14 protein-coding genes are annotated in these 16,186 nt (G+C 42.9%); 8 read left to right on the top strand and 6 right to left on the bottom strand.

Features of this window, described 5'->3' with window-relative positions:
- The first annotated feature begins 9 nt into the window (after window positions 1–9).
- Both BLW31_RS21240 and BLW31_RS21235 read left to right on the top strand, forming a co-directional pair.
- The gene (locus tag BLW31_RS21240) at window positions 10–1,557 is read left to right on the top strand and encodes a sulfatase family protein (RefSeq protein WP_010538875.1); all 1,548 of its coding nucleotides are present in this window, start codon (window positions 10–12) and stop codon (window positions 1,555–1,557) included.
- Between the two features lie 134 nt (window positions 1,558–1,691).
- The gene (locus tag BLW31_RS21235; protein ID WP_010538874.1) at window positions 1,692–2,867 is read left to right on the top strand and encodes a mechanosensitive ion channel family protein; all 1,176 of its coding nucleotides are present in this window, start codon (window positions 1,692–1,694) and stop codon (window positions 2,865–2,867) included.
- 272 nt (window positions 2,868–3,139) lie between these two features.
- On the opposite strand, the gene BLW31_RS21230 is transcribed toward BLW31_RS21235, so the two are convergent.
- Window positions 3,140–4,291 (bottom strand): endonuclease/exonuclease/phosphatase family protein, encoded by a 1,152-nt coding sequence (locus BLW31_RS21230; RefSeq protein WP_074759670.1) that lies wholly within the window; start codon window positions 4,289–4,291, stop codon window positions 3,140–3,142.
- 55 nt (window positions 4,292–4,346) lie between these two features.
- The gene (locus BLW31_RS21225) at window positions 4,347–5,807 is read right to left on the bottom strand and encodes an aminoacyl-histidine dipeptidase (RefSeq protein WP_010538872.1); all 1,461 of its coding nucleotides are present in this window, start codon (window positions 5,805–5,807) and stop codon (window positions 4,347–4,349) included.
- Between the two features lie 132 nt (window positions 5,808–5,939).
- Here BLW31_RS21225 and BLW31_RS21220 point away from each other — a divergent pair, with 132 nt between their 5' ends.
- Both BLW31_RS21220 and BLW31_RS21215 read left to right on the top strand, forming a co-directional pair.
- Window positions 5,940–6,173, top strand: coding sequence for a hypothetical protein (locus BLW31_RS21220; RefSeq protein ID WP_008762116.1), 234 nt, complete (start codon window positions 5,940–5,942; stop codon window positions 6,171–6,173).
- 26 nt (window positions 6,174–6,199) lie between these two features.
- Window positions 6,200–6,802 carry an OmpH/Skp family outer membrane protein gene (locus BLW31_RS21215; protein WP_022301121.1) on the top strand — a complete coding sequence of 201 codons (603 nt, stop codon included), beginning with the start codon at window positions 6,200–6,202 and terminating at the stop codon, window positions 6,800–6,802.
- A gap of 97 nt (window positions 6,803–6,899) precedes the next feature.
- Here BLW31_RS21215 and BLW31_RS21210 read toward each other — a convergent pair whose 3' ends face one another.
- Window positions 6,900–7,241, bottom strand: a complete 342-nt coding sequence (locus BLW31_RS21210; RefSeq protein ID WP_008767910.1) for a hypothetical protein — start codon at window positions 7,239–7,241, stop codon at window positions 6,900–6,902.
- The gene (locus BLW31_RS21205; protein WP_010538870.1) at window positions 7,238–7,540 is read right to left on the bottom strand and encodes an FtsB family cell division protein; all 303 of its coding nucleotides are present in this window, start codon (window positions 7,538–7,540) and stop codon (window positions 7,238–7,240) included. Before BLW31_RS21205 ends, BLW31_RS21210 begins: the two co-directional genes overlap by 4 nt.
- 158 nt (window positions 7,541–7,698) lie before the next feature.
- Here BLW31_RS21205 and BLW31_RS21200 point away from each other — a divergent pair, with 158 nt between their 5' ends.
- On the top strand, window positions 7,699–9,561 hold the full coding sequence (locus BLW31_RS21200) for a DNA polymerase III subunit gamma/tau (RefSeq protein ID WP_010538869.1): 1,863 nt from the start codon (window positions 7,699–7,701) through the stop codon (window positions 9,559–9,561).
- On the opposite strand, the gene BLW31_RS21195 is transcribed toward BLW31_RS21200, so the two are convergent.
- Both BLW31_RS21195 and BLW31_RS21190 read right to left on the bottom strand, forming a co-directional pair.
- Window positions 9,553–9,930, bottom strand: coding sequence for a VOC family protein (locus tag BLW31_RS21195; protein ID WP_010538868.1), 378 nt, complete (start codon window positions 9,928–9,930; stop codon window positions 9,553–9,555). The genes BLW31_RS21200 and BLW31_RS21195 overlap by 9 nt on opposite strands.
- Before the next feature lies 1 nt (window position 9,931).
- On the bottom strand, window positions 9,932–10,168 hold the full coding sequence (locus BLW31_RS21190) for a PspC domain-containing protein (RefSeq protein ID WP_022302161.1): 237 nt from the start codon (window positions 10,166–10,168) through the stop codon (window positions 9,932–9,934).
- 735 nt (window positions 10,169–10,903) lie between these two features.
- Between BLW31_RS21190 and BLW31_RS21185 the strand changes: the two genes are divergently transcribed.
- The 3 genes from BLW31_RS21185 to BLW31_RS21170 all read left to right on the top strand — a co-directional run.
- Window positions 10,904–11,842, top strand: a complete 939-nt coding sequence (locus BLW31_RS21185) for a tyrosine-type recombinase/integrase (protein WP_162097094.1) — start codon at window positions 10,904–10,906, stop codon at window positions 11,840–11,842.
- A 467-nt stretch (window positions 11,843–12,309) separates the two neighbouring features.
- The gene (locus BLW31_RS21175; RefSeq protein ID WP_010538866.1) at window positions 12,310–13,215 is read left to right on the top strand and encodes a DUF4595 domain-containing protein; all 906 of its coding nucleotides are present in this window, start codon (window positions 12,310–12,312) and stop codon (window positions 13,213–13,215) included.
- Window positions 13,216–14,107: 892 nt separating this feature from the next.
- On the top strand, window positions 14,108–16,186 hold a 2,079-nt coding region (locus BLW31_RS21170), incomplete at its 3' end, for a RecQ family ATP-dependent DNA helicase (protein WP_143040767.1).

Genomic DNA, 16,186 nt, shown 5'->3' with positions numbered 1-16,186 from the left:
AAAGACAAGATGAGAAAAGAATTTTATGGCATATTGCCTTTAGCATTAACCTCCTGTTTGGCGTCTCATGCCACTGCTCAGGAAAAGCAGTCCAATCGTCCGAATGTTGTTTTTATCTATGCAGATGATATCGGTTACGGCGACTTGAGTTGCAACGGGGCAAAGACTATCCATACTCCCAATGTAGAGCGTCTTGCCAAGATGGGAGTGCGTTTTACGAATGCACACAGTGCGGCTGCTACCAGTACGCCTTCCCGCTACGCGATGCTGACCGGTGAATATGCGTGGCGAAAAGCCGGAACAGGTATTGCTGCCGGAGACGCTGCGGCTATCATCCGTCCGGAACGCTATACGATGGCAAACTTGTTTAAGGATGCCGGATATAACACAGGTGTCGTAGGTAAATGGCATCTGGGGCTGGGCGACAAAGGCGGAGAGCAGGACTGGAACAAGCCTTTGCAACCGGGAACCAACGATATCGGCTTTGAATACTCATTCATTATGGCAGCTACGGGCGACCGTGTACCTTGTGTGTTTGTCGAGAATGATCAGGTGATCAATCTTGATCCGAACGACCCGATTCAGGTAAGCTACAAGGCGAACTTCCCGGGAGAACCGACCGGAAAGGATAACCCGGAATTGCTGAAGATGCACCCTTCTCACGGACATGATCAGAGCATCGTGAACGGTATTTCCCGTATCGGATATATGAAGGGCGGAAAGTCGGCACTCTGGCAGGACGAGAAAATTGCGGAGACACTGACAGGAAAAGCCGTTTCCTTTATTGAAGGACACAAGTCTGCTCCTTTCTTCCTGTACTTTGCTACGCAGGATGCGCATGTGCCCCGTGTTCCGTCTCCACAGTTTGCAGGGAAGAGCGGCATGGGCCCTCGCGGCGATTGTCTGCTCGAATTTGACTGGTCGGTAGGAGAAATCCTGAATACACTTGAACGACTGGGCTTGGACAAGAATACATTAGTGATTCTTTCCAGCGATAACGGTCCGGTAGTGGATGACGGATACAAGGATCAGGCAGTAGAATTGCTGGGCGACCATACTCCGGGCGGTATTTATCGCGGAGGAAAGTACAGTTCTTTCGAAGCCGGTACACGTATCCCTTGTATTTGGAGCTGGCAGGGCGTGATTCGTCCGGGAACCGTTTCGGATGCGTTGCTTTGTCAGATCGACTGGTTTGCTACCTTCGCCGAAATGCTGAATGTCCGCTTGCCGGAAGGTGCGGCACCGGATAGCGAACCGATGCTGAAAGCATGGACAGGCAAACAGAAGAAGGGACGCGAATGGCTGGTACTTCAGAATGCCCAGAATAACCTGTCGGTGACAGACGGCAAATGGAAATATCTCCGTCCGGGAAATGGACCCGCATATCTGAAAGCGGTGAATATCGAGTTGGGAAACAGTAAGGAGCCGCAGCTTTATGATTTGAAGAAAGATCCGGGCGAGAAGAATAATGTGGCGGATCAGTATCCGGAACAGGTAAAGAAGATGGCAGAACAGCTGGAGAAAATTGTAGATGGACGTTACGGTCTGCCATTATAAAAGAAATGCTTAGAGAGTAGCAGTGGGACTGGCGGCCTTGATTTCTTGTAAATCAGGCGCCAGTCTTTTTTTTAAACCAAACGAGGGTTTTCACTGTTATCCTACTATAAACATGATATATAAAGATAAAGCTTATGTTAGTAGTCGATTTAGGAAAGTGGATGAACAAAATCCTGATAGATTGGGGGATGGACCCGAAGGTTGCCGATCGCTTTGATGAAACAATTATTGCCATACTGATGATAGCGATTGCTGTCGTACTGAATTATCTCTGTCAGGCGATTCTGGTGGGAGGTATGAAGCAGTACACCCGCAGGAAACCGCATCTCTGGAATACGTTGTTGATGAAGCGTAAGGTGTTTCATAACCTGATTCATACAATTCCTGCCATCCTTGTCTATGCCCTGTTGCCGATGGCTTTCATGCGCGGTAAGGAACTGTTGCTGATTTCGCAGAAGGCTTGTGCCATTTATATTATCTTTTCCCTGCTGCTGGCCATCAACGGGATTCTGCTGATGATAATGGATATCTATGATGGAAAGGAGACGATGAAGAACCGGCCTATGAAAGGGTTTATTCAGGTGCTTCAGGTACTTCTGTTTTTCATCGGAGGGATTGTGATTATCGCTATTATCGTGAATAAATCGCCTGCTAGTCTGTTTGCAGGATTGGGTGCTTCGGCAGCTATCCTGATGCTGGTATTCAAGGATTCCATTTTGGGATTTGTGGCAGGTATTCAGCTTTCCGCCAATGATATGGTGCGTCCGGGAGACTGGATCACACTTCCTTCCGGTGCTGCGAATGGCACGGTGCAGGAGATTACGCTTAACACGGTGAAGATTCAGAACTTTGATAATACGATTTCTACAGTTCCTCCTTATACACTGGTCAGCAGCCCTTTCCAGAACTGGCGTGGAATGAAAGAGTCCGGCGGACGGCGGGTGATGAAGAATATCACACTGGATTTAACTACCCTCCAGTTCTGTACGCCGGAAATGCTCGACCGCTATCGGAAAGAGATTCCTTTAATGGCGGATTATCAGCCGGAGGAAGGGGTGGTGCCTACCAATTCGCAGGTTTATCGGGTGTATATCGAGCGGTATCTTTGTAGCCTGCCTGTGGTGAATCAGGATTTGGATTTGATTATCAGTCAGAAGGAGGCTACCATGTACGGAGTACCTATTCAGGTTTATTTCTTTTCCCGCAATAAGGTATGGAAAGAATACGAACGGATTCAGTCGGATATCTTTGATCATCTGCTGGCGATGGTGCCGAAGTTCGATCTGAAGGTATATCAATATTCGGACTAACTTCGTTCAGGTTAACTTCCGGGGGGATGTCTTTGCCACTGGCTTAGCACATCTTTGCCACCGTAGTGGCACAACTGTGCCAATGCGATGGCACGACAGTGCCAATACGGTGGCATAGTTGTGCCAACACGGTGGCACAAGCCTTTTGTCCGGATGTTACGGATAGTCGTCCGGTATGTCCCGTCAGTAGGCAAAGGGGATGGCTTTTCCTCCCTGTCTATGTTCCTGTAAAATAGCTGGTAGCAGTGGATTTATTGCCTTTTATCTGTCGGTTAGTATACGATCAGTTCAAAATCTGCGTATATGGGGAGATGGTCACTGATTCCTCCTTGATATTTCATTCCTTTGTAGGTACGAAAAGGTTCGTCGTCGCCGTACTTCTTGTCTTCAGTCAATAGAAAAGGAAGGCGGGCAACGTTTGCTTTGCTTTCCTTGGTGAAGAAGCTGGAGGAGGTATCGAGTAAAGTGCCGGATACGATCAAGTGATCGAGTAACCCCCATTCTCCATGATATTTATAGGAGCCGAAATTACGGGACATCGCTTTCCGGGCAAGTAGATGACAAAGCTTGGAAGGGGGAGGGGAGGTGGTTGCCGGTTGAGGCTCTGTCGATGATGGAGAGCCGGATGAAGTGGTGGCTTCGTTGGGCGGCATGGTGGCTTCTAATATTTCTTTGACGGATTTATTGGTTGGGTAGTCATTGAAATCTCCCATGATGATCAGCTGTGGATGAAGACGGATACTCAGAAGGCTGTCGGCTTCCGTGCGCAGTATTCGGGCAGCATGGAGCCGGTAAGGTTCGGATTCTTTGGCTCCGCCGGATCGGGACGGAAGGTGGCAGACGATTACATCGAGTGTGTCTCCGGTTAATAATAGTCCGCTGACATGTAATAAGTCTCTTGTAGGGCGATGTTGCTTGAAAGAAGGGATCGGGATGGAATGAAAAGATATTAATTTGAACAGGTCACGTTGATATAGTAAAGCAACATCGATTCCTCTCAGATCGGGAGAATTTGTCATGACGTAGCGATAATTCAGTTCCTTTAAGGGAGAGCGCTGTGTGAGGTCACGCAATACACTGTCGTTCTCTACTTCGCAAAGACCTACAAGGGCAGGTGGATTCCATTCGCCGACAGCAGTAATGACGCGGGCTATGTCGGCCAGCTTCTTTTTATATTTGGTGTAGTTCCAGTGGCGGATGGCGTCGGGAAGGAATTCGTTATCGTTCTTTAGTGTGTCATGATGCGTGTCGAAGAGGTTTTCTACATTCCAGCTCATGACACGAAAAGGAACTCGCTCTTCGTCGGAAGACTTCTTTTGGGAAATGAACTGCTTGTTCGTGGACGATTCTTTTCCACTGAAAGAAACTTGTCCTGTGATATATGAGGAGGTAAAAAAAAGCATCATAAAAAAGATTACGGTGATAGCAAGTCTTTCTGTGCTACCACCATAATCTTTTCTATCATGTCTTATCTGACTGTTATTTCTTGGCAGGAACATGTGCCAGAATATCCAACAAATGCTTCCAGAACTTCTCAACGGAAGGAATGTGCATCCGTTCGTCGGGAGAGTGCACTCCGGTAAGGGTCGGTCCGAAAGAGATCATATCTAATGTCGGATACTTGTCGAGGAACAAACCGCACTCCAGTCCTGCGTGAATTGCTTTCACTTTCGCATCTACACCGAAAAGCCGTTTGTAAGATTCTGCTGCCACTTCGAGGATTGCTGAATGAGGGTTGGGTTTCCATCCCGGATAACCTTCGCCGAAGGTGACATTGGCACCTGCCAATTGGAAGACGGCACGAACTGTATTTGCCATGTCATTGCGTGCGGATAGGATAGAACTGCGTTGACTGGTTTCGATGCGGATGATATGGTTTGGTTTCATTTTGACAGAAGCAAGATTAGTCGAAGTTTCTACCAGTCCGGGGATGTCTTGGCTCATGGCATATACACCGTGAGGAGCAGCATACAATGCTTTCAGCAAGCGGGCGGTAGTATCCTGGTCGATAGCCGTTTTACGAGGAGTTTCCGATTCAAGAACCAGTTTCAGGTCCGGTTCGGTAACGGATAGTTCGTTTTCCACTTCGCTGGTAAAGATGTTCAGTTCTGTCCGGACGTCATGTTTGGCATCTTCGGGAACTGCACAGATAGCGTATGCTTCACGGGGGATAGCGTTGCGCAGGTTACCTCCGTTGATTTCGCAGAGATACAGATCCTGACGGTTCGCCATTCGGGACAGGAATCGGTTCAGTATCTTGTTTGCATTACCACGTCCCAAATGGATATCACCACCGGAATGTCCGCCCTTCAGTCCTTTAACTTCTACTTTGAAGAAGAAATATCCTGCGGGAACTTCTACTTCTTTATAGGCGAACTCCGCAACGGAATCAATGCCACCGGCACATCCGATAAAGATTTCTCCTTCATCTTCGGAGTCAAGGTTCAACAGAATATCACCGCTCATGAAGCCTTCTTTCAACTCAAAAGCTCCGGTCAGTCCGGTTTCTTCATCTACGGTAAACAAGCATTCCAGCGGACCGTGTTCGATGCTGTCATCCGCCAGGATAGCCAGCTCGGTAGCTACGCCGATACCATTATCGGCTCCGAGAGTCGTTCCCTTGGCTTTCAGCCATTCTCCGTCTATTTCTGTTTCGATGGGATCGGTGAGGAAGTCGTGCTGTACATCGTTGTTCTTTTCGCACACCATATCGATATGAGACTGCAGTACGACAGTCTGAAGATTTTCTTTGCCCGGAGTAGCAGGCTTTTTGATCAGTACGTTTCCTGCTTCATCTACTTTTGTTTCCAGATTATGTTTTGCTCCGAATGCCTTCAGGTAGGCAATTATTTTCTCTTCCTTCTTGGAAGGACGCGGCACTTGGCAGATTTCCTCAAAATACTTGAATACGCCAGCCGGCTTAAGATCTTTTTTTTCCATGCTGTTTTCTTTTATAATAGGAATAGGAGGTTCATTTCGGTTCCTCTTATTGCTAAATATGGTTAATTTGCTTGACTTATCTGAACTCGTTTCTCATTAAAGCCTATCTTTGCACTCACAAAATTAATAGAAATGGTTGAGACTATACTGATAACTTTGTTAATAGTTGCTATTTCCCTATTATTATTAGGGGTGAAAGTATTCTTTACGAAGGGGGGAAAGTTCCCGAATGGTCATGTGAGCGGTAATAAAGAGTTGCGTAAAAAAGGAATCGGTTGTGCGCAGTCGCAGGATCGTGAAGCACAAAAGAAATCACGTTTTTCTATTGATGAGTTGGAAAAAGCCTTGAACGATAGTATGAACTAATTAATTAAAAACAATATTTTATAGTTATGAATAGAATAAACTACCTCATGAACGGTTTAGCTGCACTTGCGTTTATCGTTTTATTCTCACAATGCGCCGGCAAAGCTGATAATCAAGTTGCAACTACTCCGGCTTCGGCTACTGCTGAATTGTCAGGGATGAAAATAGCTTATGTTGAAATAGACACATTGCTGGCTAAATACAATTTCTGTATTGACTTGAATGAGGCTATGGTAAAGAAGAGCGAGAATGTTCGTATGACATTGAACCAGAAGATGACTGCTTTGAACAAAGAAAAACAGGAATTTCAGAAGAAATATGAAAGCAATGCTTTCCTGTCACCGGAAAGAGCTCAGCAGGAGTACAACCGTTTGGCTAAAATGGAACAAGACTTGCAGGAATTGAGCAATAAACTTCAGAATGGTTTGATGGAAGATAACAACACAAATAGCTTGCTTTTCCGTGATTCTATCAACGCTTTCCTGAAAGAATATAATAAAACTCGTGGATATAGCTTGATTTTCAGTAATACTGGTTTTGATAACCTGCTTTATGCTGACAGCGCATTTAATATCACTAAAGAAATCGTAGATGGATTGAATGCCAGATATTCATCTGCTAAGAAATAAAAAATGTCTTTTTTAAGTCCTTGGATTTCCTGAGGACATTCATAATTTTAATGAATCAATGCCTGTTCAAGACTGTGAAGCTTTGAATAGGCTTTTTTTATTTCTCTTCTTTTGCTTCTTCCTGTGGAATGCGGAAAGCAGTGTAAAGTTCAAGTACGGCGGCAATAGTAAGACAGGCAATCCATTCGTTACCGCGGGTGGTAAACATGAAAGCTCCCGTGAGAATCAGTGCCAGTGCTCCGAATATCTGCTGGATGCGCAGGCGTTTTAATATTTTGCTTTTTCCTTTAACCGGCGTGTTTACTTGTGCCAATGCGATGAATCCGGCTCCGATGGTATAGATATAAGGAGCATAGTTCCATCCGGTGATATATACAGCAGCTCCTGTGAGAGCCATAATTGCGCCTACGGCGAAAAGTGCAGGTACTAATTGTTTCATTTATTATCTTCAAAAACGTAAATATCTTCGTTTGGCTTCTTCATCAGATACTTTTCACGGGCAACCTGCTCGATGGCATCCGGATTACTGTTTAACTCGTTGAGACGTTTGGTGTTCTCTTCGTAGTCTGCCCGGTATTTTTCTATCTCTTCTTTCAGTTGGCTGATTTCACGTTCGTATGCCAAACGGCGGAAGAGACTGTTCTCGTCCAGAAAACCAATGATAACAGCAAATGCTACGACGGTGATAAGATACTTACGCCGGCATATGAAACTCCAGATAGTGATCAGTTTATCCATAATTTCTCTTTTTTATATCCGCAAAGATAAAACTAATAACTTAAAAACTTACCGCTTTAGGTTCAAAACTTCTTTCTCTATCCTTTATTACTTATCACTTTTTTGTGTACATTTGCACTGAAAGCGAAAAATCAAAAAAAACAGAGAGAATCCCGGATATGGAGAACTATATTGTATCAGCTCGTAAATACCGTCCGTCCACATTCGAATCGGTGGTGGGACAACGAGCGCTGACTACTACATTAAAGAATGCAATCGCTACCCAAAAATTGGCTCATGCTTATTTGTTTTGCGGACCGCGCGGGGTGGGAAAGACTACTTGTGCGCGTATCTTCGCCAAAACCATCAACTGTATGACGCCTACTGCGGATGGTGAAGCCTGTAACGAATGTGAATCGTGTGTGGCTTTCAACGAACAGCGGTCGTATAATATCCATGAACTTGATGCTGCCTCCAACAACTCGGTGGACGATATCCGTCAACTGGTGGAACAGGTACGCATCCCGCCACAGATTGGCAAGTATAAAGTATATATTATCGACGAGGTGCATATGCTCTCAGCCTCCGCTTTCAACGCATTTTTGAAAACATTGGAAGAACCTCCCCGTCACGCCATCTTTATTCTTGCTACAACGGAGAAGCATAAGATTCTTCCGACTATCCTTTCCCGTTGTCAGATTTATGATTTTAACCGGATCAGTGTGGAAGATACGGTGAATCATTTATCCTATGTTGCTGCAAAAGAAAATATTACGGCAGAACCCGAAGCTCTGAACGTCATTGCGATGAAAGCGGATGGAGGTATGCGTGATGCCTTATCTATTTTCGATCAGGTAGTGAGTTTTACGGGAGGGAATATTACGTATAAGAGTGTAATTGAGAATCTGAATGTTCTCGACTACGAATATTATTTCCGTCTGACGGATTGTTTCCTTGAAAACAGAGTGAGTGATGCATTACTGCTTTTCAATGATGTACTGAATAAAGGATTTGACGGAAGTCATTTTATTACCGGATTGTCTTCGCACTGCCGGGATTTGCTGGTTAGTAAGGATGCGGCTACCTTGCCATTGCTGGAAGTAGGGGCGAGTATACGTCAGCGTTATCAGGAACAGGCACAGAAGTGTCCGTTGCAGTTTTTGTATCGGGCGATGAAGCTTTGTAATGATTGTGATTTGAATTACCGTGCCAGCAAGAACAAGCGCTTACTGGTGGAATTGACCTTGATACAGGTTGCCCAGCTTACCACCGAGGGGGATGATGTAAGTGGTGGGCGTGGCCCTAAGCAGACCATAAAACCCGTATTCACCCAGCCTGCCGCAGCTCAGCAGCCGCAGGTTGCTTCTGCACCGTCTGCTCAACAGACTACTGTTCATTCTGCTCCGTCTCCGGTTGCTGCACCATCTGTTTCCAATACTGCCGTGCGTCAGCCGCAAACGTCTGCAACTGCAGGCTCTGCTACTCCGGTGAATACAACTTCTGTTCCGTCGCAAGGGGCGGGAATTTCTTCGACTGCCAGGGAGGAACGGAAGATTCCTGTGATGAAGATGTCAAGTCTAGGCGTGTCTATTAAGAATCCGCAACGTGATCAGGCTGCTCAGAATGCAGCCAAGACTAATGTTGCCCAGACGCAAACTCAACAACCAGAAGAAGATTTTATTTTCAACGACAGAGATTTGAACTATTACTGGCAGGAATATGCAGGACAGCTCCCCAAAGAACAGGTCGCTATTGCAAAGCGTATGCAGGTGATTCGTCCGGTGTTATTGAATAATTCGACTACTTTTGAAGTAGTGGTTGATAATGAAATTGCCGCTAAGGATTTTACTGCTTTAATACCGGAACTGCAGACTTATCTTCGTGGAAGATTGAAGAATAGCAAGGTGGCGATGACAGTACGGGTGAGTGAACCTGCGGAAACGGTTCGGGCGGTTGGCCGTGTTGAGAAATTCCAGATGATGGCTCAGAAGAATCAGGCGCTGATGCAGCTGAAAGATGAGTTCGGATTGGAATTATATTAAGGTACTGACCTCTATCAGATTACCATCCGGATCTCTGAAATAAATGCTCCGGATGGCTCCTTGGGCACCTTGACGCTGTACAATACCGTATTCTATCTCTATTCCCTTGGATGTTACTTCCGCTTTAATATCTTCTATGCTTCCATCTGCCAATAAGCAGATATCAGTACTTCCGAAGGTAGGGCATTTGGCAGCAGGGAGGAATTGTGCTTTCCCTACATGTAGATTGATTTTTTGATTGCCAAACTTCAGGGCAAAGCGCTGGTGGCTGGTATCGGCTTCCATTCCTAATATTTCAGTATAGAAATGGAGGCTTTGGTGTATGTCGGATACAGGTATGACAATATGGTCAATACTCTTGACTTTCATGTTAATGTAAGCGTTGATTCATTCTGTCGCCATATCCGTCGCTATATCTTTCTTCCGGCATGATGATCCATAGAATCAAGTAAATGATGACTCCTGCAAAAGCAGTGAAGATGGTAGCCAGTACATAGACTATTCTTACTAAGGTAGGGTCCCAGCCCAAGTATTCGGCTAAACCACCGCATACTCCTGCTATCATTCGTTCTTTTCTGGAACGGGTCAGTTTTTTGTTGTTTTCCATAAGGTTTATTGGATAAATAAAAAATAAGTCCTGTAAAGCAAAAGATTTACAGGACTTGTTTTTGAGTATTTCTTTTTTGGGGGGGAAGACCGGACTCGAACCGGCGACATTCAGAACCACAATCTGAGGCTCTAACCAACTGAATCCCCTTGTTATCAACATGTTAATTATCTCTTTGTAAGTTTAGGGGTCAACAATAGGTCAACATTGACTTACTTTGCAAAGTTAATCATTATTTCTTATATCAAGAAGTTAATCACAGTTTTAAATTATATTGACGAGTCAATGAAAGTTACAGATATTTAGATAGAAAGAGATTTTGTGACTGAAAATAAGGCTAATTCTAAAGTTATAAATTTATGTGTTTGGTAAATGAGTTAAGTTATTATTTATATAAAACTAGAAAGTCATAATAAATAATGACCATTTGATAAAGGAGGTTATTTCTATTAGTAATCTTCTTTTACGCTATAAGTAATTTAAAGATTATTGAACAATAATTCCTTATTTTATTTAGATTATTTGTAGTCAGCAAACAAAATTTTTCAAGATTTCCGCTTTTCATAAATTTCTATCCCTACAACATCTATACTTTTAGCTTTGTTATTATTCTTAACTTTGGACATAGCAGATAGATTAGATAATTTCAAATAAATATAATATATGTATCAGAAGATGTTCCATTAGTCCAAAACCTATTATATTTATTGCATAATTTTTTTAATAACAAGTAAGATGTTAAGAGTAGTAGCATTTATGAAGCAGGTAGCCGACGGGCTACAGATGGAGGGAAACTTTGGTACTGCGCACGTTTATCGTAGCAGTCTCAATGCCATCATTGCTTATCATGGGAAAGGGGATTTTACGTTCAATGAAGTAACCCCAGAGTGGATAAAAGGCTTCGAGATTCACCTTCGTGGCCGGGGATGTAGCTGGAACACTGTTTCCGCCTATTTACGCACATTTCGTGCGGTCTATAATCGTGCGGTAGATTGTCGTGGGGCTGTCTATGTACCGCATTTGTTTCGTTCTGTGTACACAGGTACGCGTGCGGACCGTAAGCGTGCATTGGATACCGAAGACATACAGAAAGTATTCACCAAATTGCCGCAGTCGTCTGCAGTGACATCTGACATGCGTCGTACGCAGGAACTGTTCGTTTTGATGTTTCTGCTCCGTGGTCTGCCTTTTGTCGATCTTGCCTATTTGCGTAAAAGTGATTTGCACGACAATGTTATCACTTACCGCAGGCGGAAGACCGGGCGTCCTTTGTCAGTGACTTTAACTCCGGAAGCGATGGCTATATTAAAGAGGTATATGAATCGTGATACGTCATCTCCTTATTTATTTCCATTATTAAATAGTCGGGAAGGGACGAAGGAGGCTTATCACGAATACCAGTTGGCACTCCGCAATTTCAATAGGCAACTGATGTTGCTTGGTGAAATGTTAGGACTGGGGGATAAACTTAGTTCGTATACTGCCCGCCATACATGGGCAACGACAGCTTACTATTGTGAAATTCACCCGGGCGTTATTTCTGAAGCTATGGGACACTCTTCGATCACAGTGACCGAGACGTATCTCAAACCCTTCCGGAATAAGAAAATAGATGAAGCCAATAAAAAGGTGGTGGGTTTTATAAAGCGCTCAATGTCAGTGGCAATGTGTTGAATTTAAGCCTGTTACTTCATAAGTAACGGAGCTAAACAGCGTTGCAAAGATGGAGATATTTTGGAAAACATGCAAACAAAAAAGATATTTTTTCTGATAAACTACTAAAAAAAGAGAAATAACACGATAAAACGGCGGATTTCTTTTTATTAGACCTTTATAACCTTCTAATTATATTCAAAGATTTCCCTCCCCTCTGCCGCATGAACTGCACTCCTAAACTTTTGTGTCCAACTTTTGGGGTGCAGTTCAATATGTGACAAGGGTAATTCTCATATTTTAATTTTACCTCGTATATTGTTTATTAAGTGAAAATTTTCTTTCTTTGCAAAAAAAGATATCGTATGAATTCAATCTGATAATAACTGGAAGTATCCGTTCTGTTTGGTTCAGAGGGCATTCCTTATACTTCTTATTTGTATATAATTTCCCTTCAAGGAATGGGGGTAAAACAAGATTCGCGATTTATGAAGATGTTTAAAGTTATGGCTGCTTTTATGCTGGGGATAGCTTTCTGCTTAGGGTTCACAGCTTGCAGTGACAATGACGAGAATGGTAATGGTAACGATGGCGACAACACAACTACAGTGGTCAATCCGGAGAAAGTATTTACAGGTGGGCTCCCCAAATCTGTTTCAGGCATGTCTATCTCCCAAAATGAAGAGGGATTGGTGACAAGCATTACAACTGATGAGGGCGAAAAGGCCCTCTTCGAATATTTTCCTGTTACACGGGCGGAGGCTTCAATAAATTCAGCCAGAATAACAGTGACGGACGAAAACGGCGATGTGACCGAACTAAACTTGCAGCTCAACAGTGATGGCTATGTAAAATACTGCAAATCAATAGACCACGCCGGTACTCCCGACGCTGATGAGTTTACTTGGGAGATGGAATACGATACCGAGGGGCATTTGATTGAAATGAGACGTTCCGAAAGCGATGGTGAGTTAACGAAGATTACTTATAAGGATGGTGATGTGGTGGCTACTTCCACCCAATCCTTCTTGGATGATGGTGGCAAGGATATAAATGGTGATGGGAAAATTGATAATCAAGATATATGGCCTGACACTGAAATCTACTATACAACAGATGAGATTACAACTCCTATAGAAAACAAGGGATGTCTGATGATGTTTGACGAATTATTGGATGTAGACATGGACGAAATGATATATGCTTACTATGGAGGTATGCTCGGCACGGCTACAAAGCATCTGCCGCTTAGGATGCATGCTCCCTATGCACATGACTCATTTAGTGACTATGATTTTAAATGGACGTTAAATTCCAATGGTTACCCAACGGAGTTGATAGTGAAAAGACCTGGAGAAGGAACGTGGGAAGACAGATATTCATTTGCCTGGTAAAACTTGACCAACCTGCTAATTTTTGCTCTTGGTAAATATTTATAAGGAGAGAGGCTAAAGCATGACTTGGCTTCTTTTCTTTTTTTTCTTTATTGGGTAAGTCGTAGACAGAAGATTATACGATAGTAGATACATAGCCGAAGGGGGAATATTTTATTCACAAAAAATGTACTTCTATTATAAAATGTACACGATTTGCACAACTTTTTATTCCACTTTCATCTCCCTACTGGAGTTATGTATGTCGTTTCACTTTGTTCACTTACTTTTCGCCTTCTGCTAACCCCACGGAAATAAGAAAGGACCTCTATATCCCTAGACGAGAACAGAAGCCCTTTCAAAACAAAATAAACCAGACTTTTATTACCATTATTATTCGAGATTCACACCTCTAATCCAATCGTATAAAATTGCACAGAAATAATTTGATTGGCAATTCTTTTATTTAGATTTTTTATACATATCACAGAAAAATAAAGCGAGAGGAATCTGCTAACTTCTATTGCGTCAGACAACCCCCTATCTTTTTACAAAAAGAGAAATCTAATAATAGAAATCTGTTATTCTAATTTTTTATTATGAGTAAAATACTAGCATTGTTTTTCTTCTTCAAATTCAAAATATTTGTAATATTGATGACTTGTATACATATGTTGTAATATATAGTGTAACCCCGGGAATGATTATTCAGTAACAACAGCTTTTAGTTATGAAAGTATAGTTTTTCTTAATGAGCAGTGTGATAGCAATATATAAAAGTTGTAAAAAAGACGATTTTAGTGAATTTATCCTTACCTTTGTATGTATGGGTTATTATACCTGAACGACAATAAGAGAAACATGCAGATACATAATAAATTCCGATTATAAAACACCTTATTATATTGAATGTATGTCGATATGGAGCAGATTCATAGGAACTAGAAAATCAGAGGAAACCAATAATGTCATCGGTAATCAAATCCATATGTGCCATATGATGCCCTCACGTTATGCCATAGTAGATGTTGAGATTGGTTTAAAGGACCATAAGATTCATGATATTGGTGCACTCCGTCATGATGGTGCAATATATCATAAAACTTCTAAAGAAGAACTATTTGAATTTCTTAATGACGTAAACTATGTCTGTGGACATAATATCATTCATCACGATGCCAGATATCTGTTCACAGATGAAGCATGTCGCTGGCTTCTGGTCGATACACTTTATATCTCACCTTTATTGTTTCCGGAACGTCCTTACCACAAGCTTGTGAAAGATGACAAACTGATAAGTGAGCAGATGAACAATCCGGTAAATGATTGCGAAAAAGCAAAAGATCTGTTATTAGACGAAATAACACGCTGGAATTTATTGCCAAACGAAAAACGCAGGCTATTTGCCTCGTTGTTAAAGGACAAGAAAGAGTTTGAGGGCTTTTTTAGCATGGTGGGAGCGGAATATATCAATGAGGGGGTATCTGAACTAATAAGAAACCTTTACGTAGGGAAAATCTGTCAACATGCAGATCTTGACATGTTGGTCAGGCAACATCCTTGCGAATTGGCATATGCATTGGCTCTAATTGCCACTACCGACTATCGTTCTATTACTCCCGGATGGGTACTCCACAATTATCCCGGAGTGGAATTTGTAATAAAACTCCTGCGTCATGCCAGTTGTAACGAAGGCTGTGTTTATTGCAATAGCCAATTGGATGTGCTCCATAACTTAAAAGCATTTTTTGGATATGGACGATTCCGTACATATGAAGGCGAGCCACTTCAAGAGCAAGCTGCCCAGGCCGCGGTGAAAGGTAAGTCATTGTTGGCAATATTCCCTACCGGCGGTGGGAAATCGCTTACTTTCCAATTGCCTGCACTTATGGCAGGCCGTTCTGTACATGGACTTACGGTTGTTATCTCGCCATTGCAGTCGCTGATGAAAGACCAGGTAGATAACCTTGCGGATAGGGGGATTACTGATGCTGTAACCATTAATGGTCTGTTAGACCCTATTACAAGGTCACTGTCAATACAAAGAGTACAAGACGGAGAAGCTTCGCTTTTGTACATATCTCCTGAAATGCTCCGTTCAAAGACCATCGAGAGAATATTGATGGGACGCCACGTTGTGAGGTTTGTGATAGACGAGGCACACTGTTTTTCTTCATGGGGACAGGATTTTAGGGTTGATTATCTTTATATAGGTAAATTTATTAGTGAATACCAGCAAAAGAAAAAATGCAAGGGCCCGATACCTGTGTCTTGTTTCACTGCTACGGCCAAACAAAAAGTAGTGCAAGATATCTGTGATTATTTCAAACATACATTGGATTTAGACTTAGAGTTGTTTGCGTCAACGGCTTCAAGAACGAACCTGCGTTATTCCGTCATATATGCTGAAAGTGACGATGATAAATATTTAAAACTAAGGGAACTTGTGGCTGAATCCGATTGTCCGACAATTGTTTATGTATCACGTACCAAACGTACAGAGGAACTGGCTATCAAATTAACCCGTGATGGTTATAATGCATTACCTTTCAATGGCAGGATGGAACCTGATGAAAAGATTGTAAACCAGGATGCATTCATGAATGATCAAGTACGCATCATTGTGGCAACATCAGCTTTTGGCATGGGAGTCGACAAGAAAGATGTCGGTCTTGTAGTGCATTATGATATATCCGATTCGTTGGAGAATTATGTTCAGGAAGCAGGCAGAGCCGGTCGTGATCCCAGCCTCAGCGCACGTTGCTATGTGCTTTATAGTGACAACGACCTAGACAAGCATTTTATATTATTGAACCAGACGAAGCTAAGTATTAGTGAGATACAACAGATTTGGAAAGCTATAAAAGACCTTACCAGACAACGTATGAAAGTCAGCTGTTCTGCATTGGAAATTGCACGTCAGGCAGGTTGGGACGATTCGGTATCCGATATTGAGACACGTGTTCGGACAGCTTTAGCGGCTTTGGAACAA

Origin of the sequence: Bacteroides faecis MAJ27, from assembly GCF_900106755.1 — a bacterium.
GTDB classification, from domain to species: domain Bacteria; phylum Bacteroidota; class Bacteroidia; order Bacteroidales; family Bacteroidaceae; genus Bacteroides; species Bacteroides faecis.
Note: the sequence above shows the minus strand (reverse complement) of the source record. Positions and strands in the feature narration are given on the sequence as shown.

Excerpts from the sequence above, each read along its gene's own strand:
- BLW31_RS21240 (WP_010538875.1), top strand. The coding sequence starts at position 10 with ATGAGAAAAGAATTTTATGGCATATTGCCTTTAGCATTAACCTCCTGT.
- BLW31_RS21235 (WP_010538874.1), top strand. The coding sequence starts at position 1,692 with ATGTTAGTAGTCGATTTAGGAAAGTGGATGAACAAAATCCTGATAGAT.
- BLW31_RS21225 (WP_010538872.1), bottom strand. The coding sequence starts at position 5,807 with ATGGAAAAAAAAGATCTTAAGCCGGCTGGCGTATTCAAGTATTTTGAG.
- BLW31_RS21220 (WP_008762116.1), top strand. The coding sequence starts at position 5,940 with ATGGTTGAGACTATACTGATAACTTTGTTAATAGTTGCTATTTCCCTA.
- BLW31_RS21215 (WP_022301121.1), top strand. The coding sequence starts at position 6,200 with ATGAATAGAATAAACTACCTCATGAACGGTTTAGCTGCACTTGCGTTT.
- BLW31_RS21210 (WP_008767910.1), bottom strand. The coding sequence starts at position 7,241 with ATGAAACAATTAGTACCTGCACTTTTCGCCGTAGGCGCAATTATGGCT.
- BLW31_RS21205 (WP_010538870.1), bottom strand. The coding sequence starts at position 7,540 with ATGGATAAACTGATCACTATCTGGAGTTTCATATGCCGGCGTAAGTAT.
- BLW31_RS21200 (WP_010538869.1), top strand. The coding sequence starts at position 7,699 with ATGGAGAACTATATTGTATCAGCTCGTAAATACCGTCCGTCCACATTC.
- BLW31_RS21195 (WP_010538868.1), bottom strand. The coding sequence starts at position 9,930 with ATGAAAGTCAAGAGTATTGACCATATTGTCATACCTGTATCCGACATA.
- BLW31_RS21190 (WP_022302161.1), bottom strand. The coding sequence starts at position 10,168 with ATGGAAAACAACAAAAAACTGACCCGTTCCAGAAAAGAACGAATGATA.
- BLW31_RS21185 (WP_162097094.1), top strand. The coding sequence starts at position 10,904 with ATGTTAAGAGTAGTAGCATTTATGAAGCAGGTAGCCGACGGGCTACAG.
- BLW31_RS21175 (WP_010538866.1), top strand. The coding sequence starts at position 12,310 with ATGAAGATGTTTAAAGTTATGGCTGCTTTTATGCTGGGGATAGCTTTC.